Origin of the sequence: Funiculus sociatus GB2-C1 (genome assembly GCF_039962115.1) — a bacterium.
GTDB classification, from domain to species: Bacteria; Cyanobacteriota; Cyanobacteriia; order Cyanobacteriales; family FACHB-T130; genus Funiculus; species Funiculus sociatus.
The window spans coordinates 34,575-59,544 of record NZ_JAMPKJ010000038.1 but is presented as its reverse complement, the minus strand read 5'-3'; the positions used below and the strand labels follow the sequence as shown (position 1 = coordinate 59,544).

At 45.8% G+C, this 24,970-nt stretch carries 19 protein-coding genes and 1 pseudogene; 14 read left to right on the top strand and 6 right to left on the bottom strand.

Annotated elements, in window-relative coordinates; genetic code table 11:
* Window positions 1-98 precede the first annotated feature (98 nt).
* Window positions 99-416, top strand: a complete 318-nt coding sequence (locus tag NDI42_RS17810) for a DUF3122 domain-containing protein (RefSeq protein WP_313931456.1) — start codon at window positions 99-101, stop codon at window positions 414-416.
* A gap of 426 nt (window positions 417-842) precedes the next feature.
* Window positions 843-4,160, top strand: a complete 3,318-nt coding sequence (locus NDI42_RS17805) for a DEAD/DEAH box helicase (RefSeq protein WP_190458647.1) — start codon at window positions 843-845, stop codon at window positions 4,158-4,160.
* Window positions 4,161-4,322: 162 nt separating this feature from the next.
* Here the strand turns inward: NDI42_RS17805 and NDI42_RS17800 are convergent, their stop codons facing one another.
* Window positions 4,323-4,931 (bottom strand): glutathione S-transferase family protein, encoded by a 609-nt coding sequence (locus NDI42_RS17800; RefSeq protein ID WP_190458645.1) that lies wholly within the window; start codon window positions 4,929-4,931, stop codon window positions 4,323-4,325.
* Between the two features lie 163 nt (window positions 4,932-5,094).
* On the opposite strand from NDI42_RS17800, the gene NDI42_RS17795 reads away from it, so the two are divergent.
* Both NDI42_RS17795 and NDI42_RS17790 read left to right on the top strand, forming a co-directional pair.
* Window positions 5,095-9,177 (top strand): HEAT repeat domain-containing protein, encoded by a 4,083-nt coding sequence (locus tag NDI42_RS17795; RefSeq protein WP_199311360.1) that lies wholly within the window; start codon window positions 5,095-5,097, stop codon window positions 9,175-9,177.
* Window positions 9,178-9,200: 23 nt separating this feature from the next.
* On the top strand, window positions 9,201-9,533 hold the full coding sequence (locus tag NDI42_RS17790) for a metallophosphoesterase (RefSeq protein WP_190458642.1): 333 nt from the start codon (window positions 9,201-9,203) through the stop codon (window positions 9,531-9,533).
* Between the two features lie 94 nt (window positions 9,534-9,627).
* On the opposite strand, the gene NDI42_RS17785 is transcribed toward NDI42_RS17790, so the two are convergent.
* Together NDI42_RS17785 and NDI42_RS17780 are read right to left on the bottom strand one after the other, a co-directional pair.
* Window positions 9,628-10,530, bottom strand: coding sequence for a S1 RNA-binding domain-containing protein (locus NDI42_RS17785; protein WP_190426489.1), 903 nt, complete (start codon window positions 10,528-10,530; stop codon window positions 9,628-9,630).
* A gap of 50 nt (window positions 10,531-10,580) precedes the next feature.
* The gene (locus NDI42_RS17780) at window positions 10,581-11,333 is read right to left on the bottom strand and encodes a dienelactone hydrolase family protein (RefSeq protein WP_190458640.1); all 753 of its coding nucleotides are present in this window, start codon (window positions 11,331-11,333) and stop codon (window positions 10,581-10,583) included.
* Window positions 11,334-11,813: 480 nt separating this feature from the next.
* On the opposite strand from NDI42_RS17780, the gene NDI42_RS17775 reads away from it, so the two are divergent.
* From NDI42_RS17775 to argH, 5 genes are all read left to right on the top strand, one after another.
* Window positions 11,814-12,797 (top strand): GntR family transcriptional regulator, encoded by a 984-nt coding sequence (locus tag NDI42_RS17775; RefSeq protein ID WP_190426494.1) that lies wholly within the window; start codon window positions 11,814-11,816, stop codon window positions 12,795-12,797.
* Window positions 12,798-12,863: 66 nt separating this feature from the next.
* A complete protein-coding gene (locus NDI42_RS17770) occupies window positions 12,864-13,535 on the top strand; it encodes a nitroreductase family protein (protein WP_190458638.1) in 672 nt (223 codons plus the stop codon).
* Window positions 13,536-13,970: 435 nt separating this feature from the next.
* A complete protein-coding gene (locus tag NDI42_RS17765; RefSeq protein ID WP_190458655.1) occupies window positions 13,971-15,437 on the top strand; it encodes a PP2C family protein-serine/threonine phosphatase in 1,467 nt (488 codons plus the stop codon).
* Between the two features lie 136 nt (window positions 15,438-15,573).
* Window positions 15,574-15,819 carry a hypothetical protein gene (locus tag NDI42_RS17760; RefSeq protein WP_242017796.1) on the top strand — a complete coding sequence of 82 codons (246 nt, stop codon included), beginning with the start codon at window positions 15,574-15,576 and terminating at the stop codon, window positions 15,817-15,819.
* 286 nt (window positions 15,820-16,105) lie between these two features.
* Window positions 16,106-17,494, top strand: a complete 1,389-nt coding sequence (gene argH, locus NDI42_RS17755) for an argininosuccinate lyase (protein WP_190458636.1) — start codon at window positions 16,106-16,108, stop codon at window positions 17,492-17,494.
* A 136-nt stretch (window positions 17,495-17,630) separates the two neighbouring features.
* On the opposite strand, the gene NDI42_RS17750 is transcribed toward argH, so the two are convergent.
* Both NDI42_RS17750 and NDI42_RS17745 read right to left on the bottom strand, forming a co-directional pair.
* Window positions 17,631-17,843 (bottom strand): hypothetical protein, encoded by a 213-nt coding sequence (locus tag NDI42_RS17750; RefSeq protein WP_190426596.1) that lies wholly within the window; start codon window positions 17,841-17,843, stop codon window positions 17,631-17,633.
* Between the two features lie 150 nt (window positions 17,844-17,993).
* A pseudogene (locus NDI42_RS17745) lies at window positions 17,994-18,253 on the bottom strand (RNA recognition motif domain-containing protein).
* A 285-nt stretch (window positions 18,254-18,538) separates the two neighbouring features.
* On the opposite strand from NDI42_RS17745, the gene bcp reads away from it, so the two are divergent.
* From bcp to NDI42_RS17730, 3 genes are all read left to right on the top strand, one after another.
* Window positions 18,539-18,994, top strand: a complete 456-nt coding sequence (gene bcp / locus NDI42_RS17740) for a thioredoxin-dependent thiol peroxidase (RefSeq protein WP_190458634.1) — start codon at window positions 18,539-18,541, stop codon at window positions 18,992-18,994.
* A 116-nt stretch (window positions 18,995-19,110) separates the two neighbouring features.
* Window positions 19,111-19,566: an NUDIX domain-containing protein gene (locus NDI42_RS17735; protein ID WP_190458631.1), complete on the top strand. Its 456-nt coding sequence runs from the start codon at window positions 19,111-19,113 to the stop codon at window positions 19,564-19,566.
* Between the two features lie 82 nt (window positions 19,567-19,648).
* On the top strand, window positions 19,649-20,449 hold the full coding sequence (locus tag NDI42_RS17730; protein ID WP_190458630.1) for an alpha/beta fold hydrolase: 801 nt from the start codon (window positions 19,649-19,651) through the stop codon (window positions 20,447-20,449).
* Here the strand turns inward: NDI42_RS17730 and NDI42_RS17725 are convergent.
* Window positions 20,443-21,183, bottom strand: a complete 741-nt coding sequence (locus NDI42_RS17725; RefSeq protein WP_190458628.1) for a pantothenate kinase — start codon at window positions 21,181-21,183, stop codon at window positions 20,443-20,445. The genes NDI42_RS17730 and NDI42_RS17725 overlap by 7 nt on opposite strands.
* A gap of 114 nt (window positions 21,184-21,297) precedes the next feature.
* Between NDI42_RS17725 and NDI42_RS17720 the strand changes: the two genes are divergently transcribed.
* A complete protein-coding gene (locus tag NDI42_RS17720; protein WP_190458627.1) occupies window positions 21,298-23,016 on the top strand; it encodes a diflavin flavoprotein in 1,719 nt (572 codons plus the stop codon).
* 98 nt (window positions 23,017-23,114) lie between these two features.
* Entirely contained in the window at window positions 23,115-24,866 is a 1,752-nt protein-coding gene (locus tag NDI42_RS17715) for a diflavin flavoprotein (RefSeq protein ID WP_190458625.1), read from the top strand.
* Window positions 24,867-24,970: the final 104 nt, after the last annotated feature.

Genomic DNA, 24,970 nt, shown 5'->3' with positions numbered 1-24,970 from the left:
ATCTAAACGGGCTGAGCATGATTTCTATGACCAGATTTGGTTCTCTCGCATCCGTTCATTAACCTGTCACCCTTGATCTACCAAGCATCTACAAAGATGTGTCAGGCAGTCAGGCGGTGGACTGTGTGCATCTACGTTTAGTAGGATTTCCTGGGATTGCTGAAGTGGCGCACCCCAAGCCGTTAACAATTACGGCTGGGACTGGGGAAGTTTGGACGGCTGCTGATGTGTTAAATGAATCATTGTTGCCTCCCAATGTGGGAGAATATGACCTCTTAGAAGTGATGACCGATTTGGACTCTAACACCCCTTTGCGGTTGAATTTACCGCTCAAAGGTGGGCTTTCGGTAGAGTTGCTCGTTCCTCCTTTTGGGGTACGGGAGTGGCGGTTATTGATGGATACAGAAGTAGAGTAGCTGTAGGGTGAATGGCGTTGATTTAAGCCTTGAACTAAAGCCTTGAACTAAAGTTCAGGCTAAAAGCTAAAACCCGTTAAAACGGGTTGAAAGGCTTACCGAGTAAGCTTTAGCTTACTTTAGCTTTGAGCCGGAAATTTATTTCCAGGCTCCTTGCGTCAGTTCCATTGAGCTTTAGGGTGCGCTATGGGTGCGCTATGCCGCAAGCTAAGGCGAAGCGAAATATACGCCCACAGGCTCAAGCCTCGATGCTCCGCAAACTAAGCCTTGACTTTATTTGTCAGGCGTTTTTACTAAAAGTTGGAGCAAAAAAGCTCATAATGTATTATATGTAACCAAAACCCTACAACATTGGCTTCTCTGCTGAATGACAATAAGTAATAGTAGGCTAAGCCTGTTTTTGTCAAAAACAGCGGAGATGAGTTTATGTACATTTATCGCACCTATCTGTTCACCCAGAAGGCGCTACGCTATGGTATTCAGGCTCAAGTAGATAGTTTATCTGTCGAACTTGAACCCCTGCGGAGTGATGAAGCGCAGGCACGTTTTGAGCGTGTGTACCCTTACTTGAAGCGCAGAGGGGAAAACAATTTACGCATAGTTGCCAGAATCCGACAGGTACAAGACTACCAAGTGCTATGCTTACTAGACATTTTTCTACGCGGCTCTAAGGAATACAAAAAATTCCTGCGAAACCCAGAGGAATACGGCGCTAAGCATCTGGATTCTCGATTGGATGAGGAAGAACTAACTAACTGGCTTTCTCAGAGGGAACTCAGTGCGATCGCTACCTCTGGATCGCCTTCATTGCTTCCAGAGAATTTGCTTCCCTGGTTGGAACCTCCCAGCTGGGAGATGGAAAACGACAGAAACTTTTGGACAATTATCTACGAAAGCGAGGAATGGATCGCCCGTTTCAAAAATCCTGAGATTAGAGAATACGAGGAAAATTTTTATCATCTTATCTCGGAAATTGAGGGAAATATCATTAATGCCGAAGGATTTCCTCAATGGCGAGGCATATATTTGTACGGGAAAAATGATTTTTATGTGCTATTCAGCAAAATAGAAACTGCTGATACCCCACCTCGACAAGTATTATTTCTCTTGGCTATTTTCAGCCGCAGACCCGCTATAGAAGAAATAGCGCAAATAGGAAAATCAACAAACTTATTTTCTGGTTCTAAAAATGTTTTATCTAGTCAGTTAACGCTGGATGAACTAACTCCTTTTGCGCGGCGCTCTTACCCAAGCTACTTACTTACAGATAAACAAAGTTGGCTTACCATTCAGCAAGGAGCAGAGGTAAATTTAGCTCTTTCAGCAGAAGAGGAGGCAATTCTAAACTCTGTTTCAACTTCAGCAGCACAGAAGAATTGGTTGCCCCTTTTCCTAAACGGACGTGCAGGTAGCGGAAAATCTACCATGTTGCTGTACCTGTTTGCTGATTATTGTTATCGAAAATATTACCACGAACGGGGAATAGAACTGCCAGGAAATCCCCTGTTTCTTACTTACAATAAGCGCTTACTAGAAGTTGCTAAAGAATTTGTGCGCTGTTTGCACGCATTCCATCACCGATTTTTGTCACACAGAATGGCAGGTGGCGATTTACCTGATGTGAGTGCTTTCTTTCAACAGTTTGGGACATTTCTTTTAAATTTACTGCCAAAAGAGGAGCGGGAACAGCCTTTTGGGAATACGCTGCGCGATCGCTTCGATTCTCAAAAGTACATTTCCTTCCATCGTTTTCGACAGCTTTACAGAGATTTAAAGCTACCACAAGCACAGATTTATTCCCCAGAACTTTGCTGGCACGCCATCAGAACCTTCATCAAAGGTCATAGCCTCAGATTTATGGCCCCAGAAGACTATCAGGAAGAAGTACCTGTTCAAGAACGCACCATTCCAGTTGCTCAGTTTCAAGAAATTTACAAAACTATCTGGTTGCGTTGGTATAAGAGATTAACTACAGAGGAAGGCTACTGGGACGATCAAGATTTGATCAGAAAAGTTCTGGAACTCAAGTGTTACCGTCCTGAATATACTGCCATTTTCTGCGACGAAGCTCAAGATTTCACTAAACTAGAGCTTCAGTTAATTATGCGCCTGTCTGTCTTCTCCCAATATGACTTGGGATACCAAACTCCGTGTTTACCTTTTGCCTTTGCTGGAGATCCTTTTCAAACTTTAAACCCGACAGGATTTCGTTGGGAAAGCGTCCAAGCAGCTTTTTACAACGAGGTAATTACAGCACTCGACCCGGCGCATAGATTAAATCTGCGAATGAATTTTCCAGAGTTAAAATCTAATTATCGCTCTTGCGCTCGTGTGGTACAAGTTATTAACCTGATTCAGTTGTGTCGTCAGGTTCTATTTAAAATTCCGCAACTTCAACCGCAAACGGCATGGAAAAAAGACCATTTTCCAGAACCACAAAAATTTATTATTGGTCGAAATATTACAACAAAAGAACTCAAACGTTACCTAAGGGACACAATTATTATTGTGCCTTGCGAAGAAGGTGGTGAGCTTTCCTATGCTCAAAATGATGAAGTGCTTTCGCAGATTTTGGCAGAGGGAGTGGAATCAGAACCGCTAAAAAATGTATTGAGTGCCAGCGCCGTTAAAGGGCTGGAATTTAAACGAGTAATTCTCTACAAGTTTGGCGAAGAATGTTACCGAGATGTTTGGAAGTTAGCCAGCAGTCCGGAAGATGCTAAAAAGCTGCCATCAGAACGTTTGTATGAATTTGAATTTTTCTTTAATAAGCTCTACGTGGCGGCTTCTAGAGCAAAAGAGCTGCTGTTTATAGTCGATTCTCAAGTAGGAGATCAGCGACTTTGGAGGTTTATAGAAAACAATTTAGAGGCGCTTTTACAGCACTCGCAAATACCAGCTTGGCGAGAAAATGTTCAACCTGTGAGCATGGGAACTCGTGAAAGCGCACGGAATCTGGAGGAAGATGACTGGCGTTCTATTGCACTGGAATTTGAGACAAGGGGGATAAATTCCGAAGATCCAGATTTTATGCGACGTGCCAGACAATGTTATAGCGATCGCGGCGAAACTAGAAAAGCAGAAATATGCGAAGCTAGGGCGCTAAAATTTGAACAGAGATTTGCCGAAGCTGGTCAAACTTTTCTCGATCTTGGGATGGCAAATGAGGCTTGGGAGTGCTTTTTAGAGGGGATGTGCTGGAAACAGTTGGTGCAGCAATTTGACAAACCCCCGAAGGGTAAAGAATTGGAGCGTCAACTTGCCATTTTTATGCTAAGACAGCCGAGTCTTGATACTCTAAAAAGCTTCACCCAATTTCTTCAAAACTGCATAAAGAATAAGCTGTTAGACGAGAGTACGCGCAACAGTCGCCAGTGGAGAACAGGGATAGAAGAGTATGCTAAGGGAATTGGAAGTTTAGTCAGCGGAGCTAACTTGCACCGACTCCAATGGCAACGATTTGGCGAAGTTCTAGAAGCCTTGGGAGAAGACTCGCAAGAAATGCTTTATCGTGCTGGAACCTGCTTTTATCGCGCCAAGAATTATGAAGGTGCAGTGCAATGCTGGGAAGGCTGCTATGCTGTCCGCCAGCGTAAATATTATTTGGCGAAAGCAGAAGTGTTGGGTTTCCCGGCTGGGTTGGAATTTTTAGCAAGAGCCGGAGAACGCGATCGCATACTTAAAGAATGGCACAAAGTTGGCAGACCTCACACTCATTTCTGGCTCAAATATGTCGCCCAATGATAAAAAACGCGAGGGTGCATGTCAGTAAAAATACCTGGCGATTGGAAATCGCGGCTAAACAAACGAAGTCCGCCTGCGCGGACTCAATTGGGACTGGGTTGGTAGGCTTTGTTTGTGGAGCATCGAGACTTCCAGCCTGTGGGCGATTTACTACCGAAATTACTAATTAAGATGCGTAATACTAATGTGCCGAGGTTGCGATTTAACTCTTTCTATCCAACCATTTATAGCCGGAAATTTTGTCAAATCAAATCCGCCTTCATCAGCCACATGAGTATAAGCAAACAATCCAATATCAGCAATAGTGTAACGTTCTCCTACAAAAAAAGTATGATTCGTTAAATGTCTTTCCATTACATCTAACGCTGCATAACCAGGTTCCCGTTTTTGATTTAGTGCATCCCGATATTCCTCTGCCTTGCCAAGAATAGAAATCCAAAATCTAGAGGTAGCGATAAAAGGCTCGTGGCTATACTGTTCAAAAAATAACCATTGCAACACTTTTGCCCTTTCAAAATTGTCTTTTGGTAAAAAATTAGTACCTTCACTCAGATAAAACAGAATAGCGTTAGATTCTGCAATAAATTGACCTGATTGGGTTTCTAAAACTGGAATCCGCCCATTGGGATTTTTGCTTAAAAATTCTGGAGTGCGACTTTCACCTTTGAGAATATTCAGTTCTACGCTCTCAAAGGGAATTTCTAGTTGTGTCAATAAAAGACGAATTTTGTAACAATTACCAGAGGAGAAAAATTGATACAATTTGAGCATAATTATACCTATGCTTTGAGGCTAATTTTACGGGGGCGATATCCTGCTGGTTATTTCCAGAGACGCAGCACGCTATCTTTGCCAGAGGTTTAAACCAGCGAATTGATTAAAGACGGATCGGGGCGATCGCATTCTCCTCAACCAAGCTATATTTTCACACAGCATGATCGACTGGAAGCCATACCTAGAAGCCCTTTGCAACAAATACGCCCAATGGTCGAAAGACTACACGCTGACGGATGTAGTCGGACGCCAGCGAATTGAGGTGGAATCACCGCCACTTCTTGAGTTTATTGTGGAGACGGTGCAACCTGCCAAGGAACAACCCGGCGAAGCACAGCAGAAAACTGAGCGTTTGGGGGTGCTGGAAGGGTTGCGGAAGTATGCCGCAGATCATGTGTTGTTGGTGGGGCGTCCTGGTTTGGGGAAATCGACGGCACTGGCGCGGTTATTGCTGGAAGAAGCCCAAGCCAGCCGGGAAATTAATTTCCTAGCGGATTCGCGCATCCCTGTATTAGTAGAATTGCGCTACTACCAAACCTCCGTCCTAGACTTAATTCGGGACTTCTTGAAACAGCATGGATTGTTTCTCAACACTTGCGAGATTGAAAGGCTGCTGTTCGACAAGCAATTTTTGCTGCTGGTGGATGGCATCAATGAATTGCCCTCGGAAGCTGCTAGGCGGGATTTGAAGGCTTTTCGCCAGACGAATGCTGCCACGCCGATGATTTTCACGACGCGGGATTTGGGGTTGGGGGGCGACTTGGACATTGCCAAGAAGCTGGAAATGCAACCCCTGGGTGAAGCGCAGATGCAGCAGTTTGTCTGCGCCTATCTGCCTCAGCAGGGAGAGCAGATGTTGAGGCAGTTGGGCAGTCGGTTGCGAGAGTTGGGAGAAACACCTCTGCTGTTATGGATGCTGTGTTCGGTGTTTGCAGACAACAGAAATAAAATACCGTCGAGCCTGGGTTCGGTGTTTTGTCGGTTCACTCAGATTTATACCAAGAAACTCAAACAGGATATCCCAATTTCTGGGGAGTCTCGCCGTTGGTTGCCTCGGCTATTGGAACAGTTAGCCTGGGTGATGACTTCTGGGAAAGCCAAAACGGAGTTGCAAGTTGCCATTCCCAGGCAGGAAGCAGAAGCGGTGCTGACGGAATTTTTAGCAGGTAAGGTGGCTCATCCAGAGGATTGCGTCCTCTGTTGGCTGGAGGATTTACTCAACCATCACCTGATTCAACTGGGAGCAAATAATCAGATTGAGTTTCGGCACCAACTGATTCAGGAATATTACACGGCAGAATGCTTGTTCAAGCAGCTACCGCACCTGATTAAGGATGGCGACAGACTGAAACGAGACTATCTGAATTATCTGAAATGGACAGAACCCCTAGCACTAATGCTGGAGTTGGTGGAGGATGAGGAGCAGGCAGTGCGAGTGGTGAGGTTAGCCTTAGAGGTGGATTTGAGGCTGGGGGCAAGATTGGCGGGAGCGGTAAAACGAGATTGGCAGGGGCAAACAGTAGGTTTAGTGGCTGGGTTAGAAATTCCTCAGTTACTCAAATTTCAGCTTTTGTGCTTAACGAAATCTGAGAAAGCAATTCCCAGCCTAATTAAAGCCCTAAAACATGAATACTCTTATATTCGAGCGAATGTAGTTGATGCCTTGGGGAATATTGGTTCGGAAGCGGAAACAGCTAGTTTAATTAAAGCCCTAGAAGATGAAGACTCTTATGTGCGTTGGAGAGCGGCTGATGCTTTGGGCAATATTGGCTCGGAAGCGGCAATAGCTAGTTTAATTAAAGCCTTAGAAGATGAAGACTCTTATGTGCGTTCAAGCGTTGCGGATGCTCTGGGTAAAATCGGTTCGGAAGCGGCAATCCCCTGTCTAATTAAAGTTCTAGAACATGGAAACTCTGATATTCGTGCTAAGGCGGTTGAGGCTCTAGGTAGAATTGGCTCGGAAGCCGCAGTTTCCAGTCTAAATAAAGCCTTAGAAGATGAAGATTCTGAAGTTCGTTCTAGCGCCGCAGCCGCCTTAGGAGAAATTGGAGCAATAACGGCAATTTCCAGCCTAAATAAAGCCTTAGAAGATCACGATACTGCTGTTCGGAAGAAGGCGGCTGAAGCCCTAATGAAAATTGACTCTAAAGAGACTCTTGCAAAGCTAATTAAAGACATAGGAAATAAAGACGTTACTATTCGGAAGAAGGCGGCTATTACTCTAGGTTATATCGGTTCAAAAGACGCAATTCCAAGTCTAGTTAAAGCTTTAAAAGATGGAAATTATGGCGTTCGTTATAGAGCGGCATCTTCCTTGGGTAAAATTGGTTCGGAAGTCCCAGTGCCTAGCCTTACAAAATCTCTGGAAGATGAACATTCTGCTGTATCTAGTAGGGCAGCAGAAGCTTTGGTTAATATTGGCTCGGAAGCCGCAATTCTCAGTCTCATTAAAGCCCTAGAAGCTCCAAATTATAATACTCGTGGAAGTGCAGCTTATGCCTTGAAGTATCTCGGATCAGAATCCAGAACTCTTAGTCTAGTAATAAATTTAGGAATTGGGGATCGTGAGAGTTACAACTGGATTGCTTATGCTTTGAGAAAAATTGAATCAAAAGCCGCTATACCTAGTTTAATAAAAGCTCTGGAAGATGAAGATTCTAACATTCGGGATGCAGCAGCTTATATCTTGGGCGAGATTGGCTCAAAAACTGGATTTCCCTATCTGGTTAAAGTCTTAAATGGCCAAGACCATGAGGTTCGCAAGAGAGCAATAGATGCTCTGGGTAAAATTCGTGCAGAAGCCGCAGTTCCCTGTCTCATCAAAGTCCTAGATGACCAAGACCATGAGGTTCGCAAGAGAGCAATAGACGCTCTGGGTAAAATTCGTGCAGAAGCCCCAGTTCCCTGTCTCATCAAAGCCCTAGATGACCAAGACCATGAGGTTCGCAGGAGAGCAATAGACGCTCTGGGTAAAATTCGCGCAGAAGCCGCAGTTCCCTGTCTTATCAAAGTCCTAGATGATAAAAACTATGCTCTTAGTAAGAGAGCAGCAGAGGCCCTAGGAAAGATTGGTTCAGAGGCAGCAATTCATAGTTTGAAGAAACTCCTGAAAAATGAAGATTCTAATATTCGGAGAATAGCAGCTTATGCTCTGGGTAAAATTCGTGCAGAAGCCACAATCCCCTATCTAAGTAAAGTTTTAGATGACGAAGACTGTGATGTTCGTAGAACAGCAGCAGATGCCCTAGGTGAAATCAAAGCCAAAGTAGCGATACCTTGTTTGATCCAAGCTCTAAGCGATGAAGACCCTGGCGTTCGTAGTAGAGCTGCAAATGCTTTAGGGGAAATTGGTTCGGAGGAGGTAATTCCCAATCTCACTAAAGCTATAGACGATGAAAACTATCAGGTTCGTGATAGTGCAGTTTCTGCTCTTGGGAAACTTGCCTCGGAAGCAGCAGTTCCAAGCTTAATTAAGGCTCTGAAAGATGCAGAAGATTTTTCTGTCCCTAGACGTGCGGTTTATGCCCTGAACAGAGTTGGCTTAGAAGTGGCAATTTCTGCTCTAGTTCAAGCTCTAGAAGATGAAGACTTTATTGCAGCTAACGATGGATATACACTCGACCAAGCCACCGAAGCACTTCAAGCAATTCAAAAACGCTGTGGATACTACAATTATGTAATCGCAACTTCTCCACTGCCTCAAGAAAATACTGCTAATCATTTGGTAAATGCAGATATGCGACAGTATGAGGAAACCCTATCTGTGATTTCTAACATGGTTACTGTAATGGAGAGAACCCCGAAAACTTTTGGAGGAATTGAAGAAGAGGCTCTAAGAGACCACTTCTTAGTTCAACTTAACGGAAAGTACAAAGGACAAGCGACTGGAGAAACCTTTAACAAAAAAGGAAAAACAGATATTTTAATCCGTGTTGAGGGAAAAAATATTTTTATAGCAGAATGCAAATTTTGGGGTGGAGAAAAAAAGTTAAAAGAAACCCTCGACCAACTGCTTGGCTATACGACGTGGCGAGATACTAAACTGGCGCTGCTGATATTCAATCGGAACAAAAATTTTTCGGCAGTTTTGGAACAGATATCAGAAGCCATGAAAAACCATCCAACCTTTACACGGGAACTATCCTATCCATCAGAAACCGGATTTCGATTTATACTTCACCATCCTGAAGACAAGAACCGCGAACTGCTCCTAACTGTCCTAGCTTTTGAAATTCCTCGATAGCATTAACTCAAGCAATTGTATTAATGCTGACAAGTTCACAGACAGTACAGCGATCGGTGGTTTTCCGCTTTTTCCTGCACGGACACATCCACAAAGCCGAAACCAGCCTCTTCCGCTACGACATGAATACCAACGGGCGAAAATTAGACCGGATTTGTGCCGAAACCTTTGGCGCACCTGTACGCGAGTGGGTGCCTGGTTATCCCCTCCAGTACAACCTGCTGAAAATTGAAGACAACCAACTCAGCGTTTACACCCGCCGCCGCGAAGAAGTCAATGGTGCTTGGAAGCCCGATGCACGCTGGCTTCAGGGTGCAGGGAAAACGCCTTTGGATTATTATGCGATCGCATTGTGACCTGACCCCCCAGCCTACCTTCAAAAGAGAAGAGGACAAAAATGCGATCGCACTCTTTATCAAAAATGCGATCGCACTCCTATCTTCCTAAGACCTATCTCGTGAGATTCTTCCTAGCACGTTCGGCACGCGCTTCGGCTGATTCCATCACCTCAGTCATATTTTCCATCATTTCGCCGGGGTGATTTTCTAACACTCTGGTAGACAAAGAAACCCGACCTTTTCCTTCATCCAGGTCAATAATTATTGCCTTAATTAACTGCCCGACTTGAAACACTTTTTCAAGAGATTCTACAAAAGTTTGGCTTACCTGTTTGATGTGCAGTAAACCTGTTACCCCCTCTAAATCAACAAACACACCAAAAGGCTTGATGCCAGTGATTTTGCCTTCTATTAGTTGTCCTACTTCTAGTAGGTTAAAGCTCGCAGAACGAGTAGCTTCCCGTTGAGAAAGTACAAGTTTGTTGGTGTCGGGAGAAACTTCTAAAAAGCTGGCTGTCAGTTTTTCCCCAATTAAGGCATCTAGATTATCACGGTCAATCAGGTGCGATCGCGGAATAAATCCCCGCAACCCCTGCACATCTACCGTGATACCCCCTTTATTCACGCCACTGACTCGTACTTGCACTGTTTTGCCGCCTTCAAGCATTTCCGCAAGGTTATCCCACGCTTGCTTGATTTCCATCTGCCGCACTGAAAGCGTCATTTGACCATCCGCATCTTGCTCTCGGATAATCAGAAAATCTCTTTCTTCTTGCAACGGCAACACTACAGATAAGTCTGTTACCCGTCTCAATGAAGCCTCTTCCAAGGGGACAAAAGCTAGAGACTTGCCGCCAATATCAACATACGCGCCATTGCTTTCGTGGTTTTCCACCCTGCCGCGCACTACCTGTCCTCTTTGAAACTGGTAGTCGTGTTGTTCGAGGGCTTTGGCAAAATCATCCATTGAAAAAGACGGTTTTGCATCTTGAGAAGGGGTCGATTTGGAATTCATGACCGATAAAGTGTGAAGTGTAAAAGTATCAGCAATCGAGTAAAAGTTTTTTAACTCGATTGTTCCGATTTCAGTTGTTGCTCAAATAGCTGCTGCACCTGCTTCCAGGCATCTGCTGCTGTGGCGTTATTGTAACTGGCGCGATGGTCGCAGAAAAAGCCGTGATCTGCTCCATCGTAACGGAAGACGCGATGAGGAATTTTGTGTTTCTCTAGTTCTGCTTCAATTTGGTCTACCTGTTTGGCTGGGATGCTGGCATCTTCCATGCCAAAAAAGGCATAAATTGTGCCAAAAATGTCTTTTGTCCGCGTGACGGTAGGATCTCTGCCGCCGGGAGTGCGAGTGGTAATGCCAGCACCATAAAAGGAAGCAGTGGCTTTGATATCGGGTAGGGTGGCGGCGAGGTAGGCAACGTGTCCGCCAAAGCAGAAGCCGATGCAGCCGAAGGCTGGTTTCACGTTGCTCCTGGTTTTGAGGTAATTAATTGTTGCTTGGATGTCCCCTAGTAGCTGCGGTGCGGTGGTTTGCATCGCGTACTCTCTGCCGATTTCAATGTCTTGGGGGGTGTAACCTGTTTCAAAATCCGGGGCAAGGCGTTGGAAAAGTGCGATCGCGATCGCTACATACCCCTGTTTCGCTATCCTTTCTGTCACCTCCCGGATGTGGACATTTACCCCAAAGATTTCTTGCAGCACCACGACTCCGGGAAAAGTCCCTTCCACTGGCATCGCCAGGTAAGCCGCAATTTCTACATCTCCATTGTGAATCTTGACCGTATCTGTACGAATCTCTCTGTCTGCCATCAGAATTTCTTCCTTTATTCTGCCATTTTTCTAGCAGATGGTGCTAATATCTTATCTACCAGTACATTGCCCATTATTTTTAGCTTTTTAAGCACTTTAAATATTTTTAAACTTTTTTTTAACCTTATAGATATTCTTAGAATAACTTTATCTTCTTGATTATTTGATTAAAAATTTAAAATAGATTAAAACTTAATACTCTCTTAATTATTATGAGAGATAGATGAGATTCTCTTGTTGAAGACACGAGCTTTTTATGAATAATTTATAGTTGTAGTTTGGAATAAATAGTTAGGTAAAAGTAAGAAAAGTGTGATGGGATGACTTCGGCATTGGTAGACTCAAAAGAAAGATTTTTTCCCAGCTACAACGAGCTATACTGACTCAGACAGCTACCCAGAGGGATAAGAAGGGTAGCAATTGTGCTATTACAGATATGCTCCCTCTAACCTCTTTATCGGAGTCTTTGGAGGCTCTGGAATGGTACAATTTCATATTCAACCAGACAGTGAAATACCAGCATCAAAACAGCTGTTTGACCAAATGCAGTTTGCGATCGCATCCCGGCAGTTTCCTCCCGGTCATCGGTTGCCCAGCACACGACAGCTAGCAATGCAGACGGGGTTGCACCGCAACACCATCAGCAAAGTATACCGACAGCTAGAAGAAACCGGACTGGTGGAATCTCAAGCTGGATCGGGCATTTATGTCCGCGCCCAAGGTCACGAGGGCGGGACAAACTTGCGATCGCCCATCCTCGCCCAATACCCCCAAGCCTACAAACTGGTGCAGCAAAGCCTCGACGAGTTGCTTAACCAGGGTTGTTCGCTCAACCAAGCTAGAGAACTGTTCCTCTCAGAAATTGACTGGCGCTTGCGTTCCGGTGCGCGAGTGCTGGTGACAGTTCCTTCACGAGACATGGGTGCTGGCGAGTTGATGGTTCAGGAACTGGAAAAATCTTTAGGGATACCAGTGCAACTGGTGCCGATGGAAGAACTTTCCCAAGCTCTGGATCAAACCCACTCCGGTACAGTAGTCACAAGTCGCTATTTTATCGGAGATGCGGAAGCGATCGCTGCCCCCCGGTCAGTGCGCGTTATCCCCGTTGATATCTACGACTACGCCCAAGAACTCCAGCTGATTCAAAAACTCCCCAAAGACAGCTGTCTTGGTGTAGTTAGCCTCAGCTCCGGTATTCTGGGAGTCGTAGAAATTATTATCCACAGCCTGCGTGGAGATGATTTGCTGGTAATGACAGCGCAGGAAAAAGATGCCTACAAAATTAACGCCATCGTCCGCAGCGCCCAAATAGTTATGGCTGATCAGGCAAGTTTCGCTACAGTGAAAGCGGCAGTTGCAACTGCTAGGGAAGATATTATCCGCCCACCCCAGCTATTTTGCAGCGAAAACTACATCGGCACCAAGTCGATTAACTTGCTTAAACGCGAACTAGGTTTAGGGTAAGCAATTTTCAATTAATGATTCTCGGAGCGCCTAATCTAAAATTGACAAAAAACAACAGGAGAAAAAATGACAATTGACATGAAACCCTCCACAGGTTTAAAAGATGCCATTGAGCAGCGTCGTGGAGCCAGAGCTTTCCGACCCGACCCGATTCCAGAAGTTATTCTGGAAGAAATTTTGCGTTTAGGAGTACGCGCCCCATCCGGCTACAATTTGCAGCCTTGGCGGTTTATTGTTGTCCAACAGCAAGAAAATAAAGAAAAGCTGAAAGCGTGCGCCTTTAATCAGCGTCAAGTTGGGGAAGCGCCAGTAGTATTGATTTGTTGTGGCGATCGCCGCGTCGCTAAACTAGAAAACATCGAATCCGTCATCGAACTGGGTAGCAAAGCCGGGGCCATGACTGATGATTACGCAAATTATATGCGATCGCAAATTCCCCCCTTCTTTGAAAATCACCCCTCCTTTGGCAGCATGGAAACTTGGACAAACCGCCACACCATGTTAGCCGTAGCGCATATTCTGATTGTTGCCAAGAGCTTTGGTATTGATAGCTGTCCAATGGAAGGGTTTATGGCAGATCAGGTAAAAGAAGCTTTCAGTATCCCCCCAGAGGTAGATGTTTGCTGTATAGTACCCTTGGGCTATGCCTCAGAACCTTTTAAAGGGTATGGTGGGCGCTTTGATATCGCGCAGGTTTGCTACGGCGAAAGCTACGGCGAATCCCTGCGTCTATCTTGAAAATAGCAATCACAAAGCGCCAGAACCAAAAATTTTCCTCATCTTTAGAAAATCTAAAATAAACTCCTTAGGTGATTGGCACAAGAGCAAATAAGCGCTATCATCTCAGCTCAAGTACAAACAATAACTATCCTTTGCCTCAAAGGTCGCGCCAGAACAGCTAGCTGCAACCAAGATTTTCTAGAACGGTAGAACAAATTACCTTTACCCTAAGTGTTTGAGCGTTGAATTTCTCTTAAAAACAAGCTGTACCAAAAGGTAGATTTACACTATTTGATGAGGATTGGGGCAAAATTTAAAGCTTTGAAATTGCCGACAGGTAAGGTTTTTACAATCAAAAATCAAAAATGAGATTACCCTTTGTTCTTCTTTTCACTGATGGCTAATGACTGATGACTGATGACTAAATAACTATGATATTTAATGCCTGACGCTATGACTGCTGTGCCTCTTCCCCGCCAGCCATCTCCCTCAACCGACAGCACCAGTAGTGGTGCCGCTAACGACACAACACCAGTTTTTGCCCTCAAAGAACTGGTGGCACGTTTGCATAAAGAACAGCGCAAGATTCAAGACTTGCTCTCGTCTTTAGGTTTTGCCCTGCGTAGCTTCAACAACTTAAATCAGTTTTTGGAGCTAATTCCAATGATGGCAACACGGGTGACAGATGCCGATGGCGGCATTCTGATCAGATTTCTGCCTAACGGTCAAGTGCGCCTGGAGCGCCTACACTGCCAGGAGGGGCAAGCGTGTCAGGATATTCGCAAGACCCTACAGCTGGCAACTCGTCAGATCAGTAACTCGCTGGCAAAAGCAGCGATGTCCCAAAGTGAGGACACAGGCAAGTTTGCTGCTGTGCCGATATCTGTAGACGAACAACTGAGCCGTTACCTGGGGTCAGACATTAAACTGTTTGGCACGCCCATTTTGGTAAAGAATGCCGAACGGGGACGTTTGTATGTGTTCAGCCGCGATCCGAAATACATTTGGACAGACACGCGACAGAAGTTAGTCCGGTTAGTAGCCGATCAAACCGGAGTAGCGATCGCTAACGATGAACTCACCGTCGAGTTACGCCAAAAAGAACGCTTAGATCGAGAATTAGAAATTGGTGCCGATATTCAACGACACCTGCTACCGCGTCAATGTCCTAATATCCAAGGTGTCGAATTAGCGGCAAAGTGCCAAACGGCTAGCCGAGTCGGTGGAGATTACTACGACTTCATCCCCGCCAACTACGACCAACTGCGACCAAAAAAGAACACCGACTCCGAGATAGATACCGTCCAAGGGCTTTGTGTGCCGTGGAGCGTCGTCATTGGCGATGTCATGGGCAAAGGAGTCCCAGCGGGCTTGATCATGACCATGACGCGGGGGATGCTGCGAACTGAGGTGCTAAACAGGCACACACCAGCCAAGATTCTGCAACATTTAAATCGGGTCATGTACGCCGATCTGGAAAATTCCCATCGGTTTGTCACCCTATTTTATTCCGAGTATGACCCGCAAACCCGCATCCTGTCTTACAGTAACGCCGCGCATAATCCTCCCCTGTTGTGGCAGGCATCAACCCGTACCATCAAACGCCTAGATACCTGGGGAATGCTGATCGGACTGGATGCCGATTCTCAGTACGAGGATGCCCAAGTACATCTGTGTCCTGGGGACACGATTATTTATTACACAGATGGGTTTACGGATGCGGCGAATCAAAATGGCGATCGCTTCGACGAAGAAAACCTCAGTCGCGCCTTCCAGTGGGCTTGTCAGCATTGCAATAGTCCCCAAGCAATTCTAGATTACCTGTTTGAGCGAGTCCAGCAGTTTATCGGTTCATCCAACCGTAACGGCGATGATATGACTCTGGTAGTGATGCAGGTCAAAACTCAGTTGTCAAGTTGAAACCTTAAAACGTTGAAACGTGGGAACGTTCCCACGCCTTCGGACTAGCCAAGTCATCCGCTTTATGTTAATAAAATCCTGAACAGATATTTAACAACACCAGCCAACATTCATTGGTTGTGAGGAAATCAGCGTGATGGAACTCTACGGAATGCAAGAAATAATCAGTTGGCTACCGAATTTGGCCCACGGACACGATGCTGTATCATTGTGGCTTTCGCACTCACCACTAAATTCGCCCTTCTTAGCTCAGAACATAAGAGATCCAAATGTTTTGGGTCAAATACAAAGTGCCTTTAACTACTTTATTAAGTCAGGGCAAGTGTGGGCGCTGTTGATTGGGCTGTTTTTAGGCTACGTGATTCGAGGAATTACAGCTTAGTCATTCGCGGCGTGAAGGTTTAAAGAGGCAAGAAAGGGCGCTGATACCGCTCTAGATCAGGATGAAAAAGTAATCTTTCATACTTCATCTTTCATGCTTCATCCTTCATACTTTTTGGCAACCTGCTTCTACGGGTTGTTCTAGGGAGTGAGGAGTGAGGAGTTAAGAGTGAGGAGTTATTAATTCAAAACTCAAAAGTCTAGACGCGATACATCGTGTCTAGAACAACTCCTCACTCCTCGTCTCCTAACTGTCTTGTCTACTTTCCAAGGTAAACAACAAGCTCGTGACTCAACAAAAAACCTGGAGCCAGCGTTTTGAATCAGCGTTGCATCCCGCGATCGCTCGCTTTAACGCCAGTATCGGCTTTGACATTGAACTTATCGAATATGACATTACAGGTTCTATCGCTCACGCTAAAATGCTTGCCAAAACTGGCATCATCTCCAAACAAGAAGGAGAGCAACTGGTCGCTGGCTTAGAACAGATCCGCCAAGAGTACAGGCTAGGAGAGTTTAACCCAGGCATTGATGCCGAGGATATCCACTTCGCTGTAGAACACCGCCTGACCCAATTGGTAGGTGATGCTGGCAAAAAGCTGCATACGGCGCGATCGCGTAATGACCAGGTAGGCACCGATACGCGCCTCTACTTGCGCGACCAAATTACCCAAATTCGCAGCCAGTTGCGCGAATTTCAGGGAGTCCTCTTCAACCTGGCCGCAGACAATGTAGAAACTCTGATTCCCGGTTATACGCACCTACAACGCGCCCAACCAGTAAGTTTAGCTCATCACCTGTTAGCTTATTTTCAGATGCTACAGCGGGACTGGGAGCGGTTAGGAGAAATCTATAAGCGAGTCAATATTTCACCCCTGGGGAGTGGCGCTTTAGCGGGTACTACTTTCCCCATTGACAGGCACTATACAGCCGAACTGCTGAATTTTGATGGTGTCTATGCAAATAGCATGGATGGAGTGAGCGATCGCGACTTTGCCATTGAATTTTTGTCTGCCTCCAGCATAATCATGGTTCACCTCAGCCGACTCGCTGAGGAAATTATCCTTTGGTCATCTCAGGAATTTGGCTTTGTCACCCTACTAGATACCTGCGCCACTGGCAGCAGCATCATGCCCCAAAAGAAAAACCCCGACGTACCAGAACTGGTGCGGGGTAAAACAGGTCGTGTTTTTGGGCATCTTCAAGGAATGCTGGTGCTGATGAAGGGGCTACCCTTGGCTTACAACAAAGATTTGCAAGACGACAAAGAAGCCCTTTTTGACAGCGTGAAGACAGTTAAAGGCTGCTTGGAAGCAATGACCATTCTGTTGAGCGAGGGACTAGAGTTTCGCATCTCCCGCCTTGCCCAAGCTGTCGCTGAGGATTTCTCCAACGCCACAGACGTTGCCGACTACTTAGCGGCGCGGGGTGTCCCGTTCCGGGAAGCTTACAACCTTGTCGGCAAAGTTGTAAAAACTTCCCTTGCAGCGGGGAAATTGCTCAAAGATTTGAGCTTAGAAGAGTGGAAAGAATTGCACCCAGCTTTTGAGTCAGACATCTATGATGCGATCGCACCTTCTCAAGTCGTTGCTGCCCGCAATAGTTACGGCGGTACTGGCTTCGACCAAGTACGACAAGCACTTCAAGCTGCCCAATCTCAGCTGAGTGGTGACTAAACAATACCCCACAGCGCCTTAGCTTTGATGCTAGACAACCAAAGACCGCACAAGCGGTCTTTGTTTTAGCCTAGGTAGGCAGACTTAAGCTGCATACCCCTTGACTTTAGTTGTCAAGCATCTCTACGCAGCGAAGCTAGGACATTGCGCCCATTCCACCGCCCATAGCGCCCATTCCGCTCATAGCGCCCATTTTGTCGCTATCCTCTTCTTCATTGTTTCTCTCTCCAGGCGCTCTTTGACGCCGGAATTTAGAGAAACGACCCGTAGTTTGACGCTTACGAAACTTGCGGGCGTATGCTTGATTACGCTGCGCCTTTTCTTTCTTGGGGTTACGGCGCTTCGCCATGTTCACCTCTTTGATAAACTACTAAAACAGTGCCTTAAACGCCTATTTAAGGCAATTCATTATGTCATTTGCTTTGGTTGCGTTGCCGCTTGCTAAATAAAAACCTTGCCGCACTTACAACGAACAACCTATGAACAACCTATGATAACCTTACAACCTGCCGCGATCGCGTGTGGGTCGAGAATTTTCCTTCGGTTTGGCTTTATTCACTCGCATCTGACGCCCCATCCCTTCGAGATAGCCGCATCTGCTTGAGGAACTTCCACCATCTCCACGAAAGCAAAGCCCCGTATTTTCCCTGTCTCCCGGTCAGTAGGAACGATCAAACTTTTGACCGAACCATACGCAAAGACTTCTTTAAGGTCTTCTTGAGTGACCTGGTAAGACAGGTTCCCGACGCAAATAGTCATCCAACAAAATCCATCCGAACAGTTGACTTACAGGAACGTTCAGCTAGAGATGCTTAAGAAACAAAAGCTTCTAAAAACATCTCATAACGTACAAAGGCAACGCGAATTAAGACAGCTTATTCCCCAACACCATTTTTTTAGTCTTGGAAGTTTCTGCATTCAAACCTGTGGAATAAATACCGAAACAGGCTAGCCAAAAGGCGGCAGGTTGCGGATTGACGTTACCGAACTTACATCCTTATCCTCTATCATAACAGTCTCCACGCAGCCAACTAAACAACCTTAATGACACTCAAACCTGGTGATATTGCTCCTGACTTTCACTTGTCGGATAGCATGGGCAACCTTATACATCTTTCAGACTTCCGAGGGCGGCGAGTCGTGCTATTTTTTTATCCCCGCGATAATACTCCCGGCTGCACTAAAGAAGCTTGTGGCTTTCGAGACGTTTACTCAGACTACCAGGCACGCGATATCGTAGTTTTGGGCATCAGTACAGACGATGCTAAATCTCATACCAAATTTGCCACCAAGCTGAAGCTACCTTTTTTGTTGCTATGCGACCCAGAAGGGAAAGTTGCTACCGTTTACGGGTGCTATAAGCTAAAAAAGTTCATGGGCAAAGAATTTATGGGAATTGAGCGCAGCACCTTTGTAATTAGTCCAGATGGTACGATTGAGAAGACTTATCTCAAAGTCAAACCGGAATCTCACGCAGCGGAAATTCTGGCACAGCTATAGCATCAAAAATTACAACCTAGGGGCAACTCACTTGATTAACCGGATCTATGTACTTTGAAACTTTTCAAGCTTTTTGCTTGTCCCTAACTCAATAAACAAAGCTAAGAACTTAACCAATGCGTCGGTCATGGCGATTTGTGCAAACAGTGCTGGGGATTATCTTCCGCCATCCCATCATCGGCACCACCATCATCCCGATTTTACCGGATGGTCGGATTGTGTTCATTCGGCGGCGAGACACGGGACAATGGGGTTTACCTGGGGGTATTGTCGATTGGGGTGAAGACATTGCCACAGCCGCAGGGCGAGAGTTGACTGAAGAAACCGGACTGGAGTTAGTGAAAATTCGCCGCTTAGTTGGGGTATATTCAGCACCAGACCGCGATCCTAGACTTCATTCGATTTGTGTAGCAGTTGAAGCAGAAGTTCAGGGATCGATGCGGGTTCAGGATACGCTGGAAGTTAGTGAAGTAGAAGCTTTCTCTAAGGAGAATTTGCCAGAAGGCAAACTCTCCCATGACCACGATAAGCAGTTACAGGACTACTTGAACGGCTTAACAACGCTCGCTTAACAGAATTTTAGATTTGGGATTTGGGATTTCGGATTTTAAATCTATCCCAAATCTAATATCTAAAATCTAAAATCTAAATAGGATGATACCGTTACGCAATTCTCGAATTAAACTGTCTCAAGGACAAATTTTCTGGCATGAAGTCGGTCAAGGGACGGCAATTGTGTTTTTACATGGCTCAGCTGACGATAGCAGTCAATGGCTGTCGGTTATCGAGCATTTGAGTGAAGATTACCACTGCTTCGCGCCAGATTTATTGGGTTTTGGTGAGTCAGAACGCCCTAATGTTCACTACTCGATTGATTTAGAGGTTGAATGTCTGGCTGATTTATTGGAGGCGTTAAAACAGCGGGAGGTTTATTTAGTTGGTCACTCGCTGGGCGGATGGATTGCGGCAAGCTTTGCGCTGAAATATTTAGAGCAGGTTCGCGGCTTGGTGCTGATAGCGCCTTTTGGGGTGGAAGCTGAGAAATATAAGATAACTCCGCCGTTGTTAACGAAGTTGTCGAGGGCGGTATCTTGGTGTATGCGATCGCTTTCTCGTCTCACAAGTCGGCTGGGTAGGCGTAAGAAAACCGGGCAGAATATCCAAAGACAGCAACAGCCGTTACAGTCTCCCATTGCTGCTAAGTTGTTGTATCAACGCCGCCGCGCTGAAATTCAAGCAGAATTATTAAAAGAACGATTGGATTGGCTGAAAATTCCAGTTTTGATTTTGCAAGGCGGACAAGATTCACGCGATCGCATCGCCCAAAGTCAAGCCTACGCTGATTTATCCCCACAAGCTCAACTGGAAATCATCAGTAATGCTGGACATGATTTGCCGCAAACATTGCCAGATGTGGTAGCTCAGTATATTCGAGCTTTTGTTAGTAGTCAGTAGCTACTGACTACTGACCGCATTCCTAAAAAAATTATATTGGGGTCAGTAATTACATGATTCCCTATTTCTGGAAATTGGGTTTGCAGGTAGGAGAGGAGAATTGCGCGATCGCCTCCAGTTAAAATAATCTTACTTTCAGGGAAATCCTGCCACCAAGCTTGGATAAAGTCTTTTATCCCAGCCAAAACGGTGTAAATCACACCACTCTGAATCGCCTGGGGTGTATTCCGAGCAAAACGTGGCGCTAACTTATCAGGTAATTCAATTTTTGGCAAGGCGGCAGTTTTTTGAGCCAGAGAATTTAGCTGCAACCTCAAACCTGGCAAAATTGCCCCACCTACCAGCCGACGATTAGCATCTGCACCTGTGAACGTTAACGCAGTTCCAGCATCAATAACCAACACTGGCAAACCCCAAACCTCACCAGCACCCAACACAGCTAAAGCTCTATCGATTCCCAATGTGGGATAAACTCCCTCTAGGGGCAATTGATCCAACGTAATCACGCGAACATCGGTGTAAGCTTGCAAAAGTGCTGTTTGCTCTGGAACCACCGAAGCCAGATAAATTGATTGGGAATTGGCAATTGGGAATTGGGAATCGGGAATTGTCGATAGATGGTCAGTATCCCAAGCTTTCTCAAGCGTCTCTCCCACAAACTGCGCCCAGTGCAGCCGTGAATTTCCAATCATCAAACCTAGCCAATTCTTCTCTTTGTGTCTTTGCGGTTCCACGTATTGATATTTTTTAGCTCAGTCATAGGTTTTTTAATAAAACGTTACAACGCGGCTCGTGTCAAAATGAAAGAAGAAAAAATACCTATGGGTTATTTATAAGGAGGTCAGAGAATGGTATTACTCACAGACCGAACCCAAAAGCGGTTAACCATACAGACAGAAGAAATCACAACCGATACGACAACGATCCGATCGCTTGACTGGGATCGCGATCGCTTCGACATAGAATTTGGACTGCAAAACGGCACCACCTACAATTCATTCATAATTCGGGGCGAGAAAACAGCCTTAGTTGACACCTCCCACGAAAAATTCCGGCAACTGTATCTCGACACCCTGACAGGTATCATCGATCCCAAAGAAATTGATTACCTAATTATCAGCCACACCGAGCCAGATCATAGCGGATTAGTCAAAGATGTGTTGGCATTGGCACCCCAAGCAACCGTCGTCGGTTCAAAAGTCGCAATTCAATTTTTAGAAGATTTCATCCATCAGCCATTTGAACGGCGCATCGTCAAAAATGGAGACAAGCTAGACTTAGGCAACGGACACGAATTAGAATTCGTCATCGCGCCCAACTTGCACTGGCCTGACACCATATTCACATTCGACCACAAAACCCAAACCCTCTATACCTGCGATGCGTTTGGGATGCACTATTGTTCAGATAGCACTTTTGACGAAGACTTAGCAGCCATCGAAGCCGATTATCAGTTTTACTACGAATGTTTAATGGCTCCCAATGCCCGTTCGGTGCTATCTGCCCTAAAGCGGATGGGAGAACTGCCGGAAATTAGCACCATTGCCACCGGACACGGCCCATTATTACACCATAATGTTGTAGAACTGACCAGACGTTATCGCCAGTGGAGTCAAGCCCAAACCAAAGGCGAAACCACCGTAGCTGTATTTTACGTATCCGATTACGGATATAGCGATCGCCTCTCCCAATCTCTTGCCAAAGGCATCACCAAAACTGGTGTCGCAGTCGAGATGGTAGATTTAAAATCAGCCGATCCGCAGGAAGTGCAAGAACTGGTGGGACGTTCCTCTGGCTTAGTTATTGCTACACCCCCAGCCGCATCCGCCACCGCCCAAACAGCTATCGGTACAGTTTTAGCAGCCGCCAAAGACAAACAAACTGTCGGGATTTTCGAGTCTTACGGCGGAGATGATGAACCAGTCGATCCGCTAGTGAGTAAATTTAGAGAATTGGGCTTAACAGTAGCCTTTCCCGCGATTCGGATTAAAGACACACCCAACGAACTCACCTACCAGCTGTGCGAAGAAGCGGGTACAGACTTAGGACAATTACTAACACGCGATCGCAACATCAAGCAGAAAAAATCCCTCGATAACGACCTCGAAAAAGCACTGGGACGCATTAGCGGTGGATTATACATCATCACCGCCAAAAAAAGTGAAGTAACGGGGGCGATGCTGGCATCTTGGGTATCGCAAGCCAGTTTCCAACCACTCGGCTTTACAATTGCCGTAGCCAAAGATCGTGCTATTGAGTCATTGATGCAAGTAGGCGATCGCTTCGTTCTCAACGTCTTAGAAGAAGGCAATTACCAGGGACTAATGAAACACTTCCTCAAGCGTTTCCCGCCCGGTGCAGATCGCTTTGCGGGGATAAAAACCCAACCAGCCGAGAACGGTTCCCCAATTCTCACGGACGCATTAGCCTACATGGAATGCGAAGTTGCAAGCCGCATGGATTGTAGCGATCACTGGATAGTGTACAGCACCGTGCAATCTGGTCGCGTTTCCAAACCGGACGCACTCACAGCAGTTCACCATCGCAAAGTCGGAAATTATTATTAACGCCAAGATACGCAAAGGTAATCGCAGAGGTTCGCAGAGGATCTCTTTGCGTACCTTTGCGTAAACCTTTGCGAACCTTTGCGTTTAACTCATAACCCATGACAACCACCAAACCCCGCGATGTTCAAGTTCTCCCGATTGGTGCAGATACAACCGTGTTGCGATCGCGCACTTGGGAAAGACTCAAGTTTGAAGTAGAATATGCCTTACAACGAGGCACAACAGCTAATTCCTATTTGATTCAAGCGGATAAAACAGCGCTTTTTGACCCGCCGGGAGAATCGTTCACAGAAATTTTTCTCTCAGCTTTACAACAGCGAATTGATGTTAAAAAGCTGGATTATGTAATTTTGGGACACGTTAATCCCAACCGCTTAGTCACCCTGAATGCTTTACTAAAACTAGCTCCTCAGATTACCTTTGTTTGTTCAAATCCTGGGGCGAAACTTTTACGGGAATTGTTCAAAAACACCTTCAATGACACCTTGCAAGAACACGGTTTAAAAATTGCCGTGATGCGAGGGGAAGAAACCCTAGATTTAGGCAATGGTCATCACTTACAATTTATCCCCACGCCTAGCCCCCGTTGGCCTGATGAGCTTTGCACGCACGACCCGCAAACGGAAATTCTATACACAGATAAGTTATTCGGGGCGCACATTTGCGGCGATCAAGTGTTTGACGAAGGGTGGACTGTGTTTAGCGAGGATCGACGCTACTATTTCGATTCTCTCATGGCTCCCCACGCTCGTCAGGTGGAGACAGCACTGGATAAACTAAGAGATTTTCCCGCTAGACTCTATGCTACTGGTCATGGCCCTTTGGTACGCTACAGTTTGATACCCCTGACTCAGGCTTATCGACAATGGAGCGAGAAGCAAAGAGCTACTGAAACGAGCGTAGCGCTAATCTATGCTTCAGCTTATGGGAATACGGCGACAGTAGCGCAAGCGATCGCTACTGGTATCACTAAAGCTGGTGTTGCTGTCGAATCTATCAACTGCGAATTTGCCGAACCCGCTGAAATTCAAGAAGCTGTGGAAAAATCCGCCGGGTTTATCATGGGTTCTCCCACCCTCGGCGGTCATGCTCCCACCCCGATTCAAACTGCACTAGGAATTGTCCTATCCACCGCCACCAAAACTCAACTCGCTGGTGTTTTTGGTTCCTTTGGTTGGAGCGGCGAAGCAATTGATTTAATTGAAGGTAAATTAAAAGATGCTGGTTATCAATTTGGCTTTGACCCCATCCGCGTCAAATTTAAGCCCACAGATGTAACGCTCAAATACTGCGAAGAAGTTGGTACAGACTTTGCTCAAGCTTTGAAAAAAGCTAAAAAAGCAAGAGTACCCAAACAGCAAACTGGTGACTCGCAAACTGCTCGAATTGAACAAGCGGTAGGGCGTTTGGTTGGTTCTGTTTGTGTCGTCACCACCAAACAAGGCGAACTCAGTGGAGCAATGTTAGCTTCTTGGGTTTCTCAAGCAACCTTCAACCCACCTGGTTTAACTGTTGCTGTCGCCAAAGACCGAGCTATAGAATCGCTAATGCACTCTGGCGGAAACTTTGTCTTAAATATCTTGCCAGAAGGCAAACATCTGGGTTTAATGAAGCATTTTCTTAAACCTTTTGGCCCCGGTGAAGACAGATTTGCTGGTGTCGCCACGCAAGAAGCGGAAAATGGTTGTCCTATTCTCAGCGATGCTCTCGCCTATCTGGAATGTTCCGTCAGAAACCGCATGGAATGTGGCGACCACTGGTTAATCTACTCCGTAGTAGAAAATGGCAAGCTGCTACAGCAAGAAGGCGTTACAGCAGTGCATCACCGCAAATCTGGAAGCCATTATTAAACTCGTTCTCCAGGCTTAGGCCTGGAGAACGCCAACCAAATCAAATCCGGTTAATGGTCTTAATCAAGGCAGGTATTTAATCTAACTGTTCTTATCTATGGTGC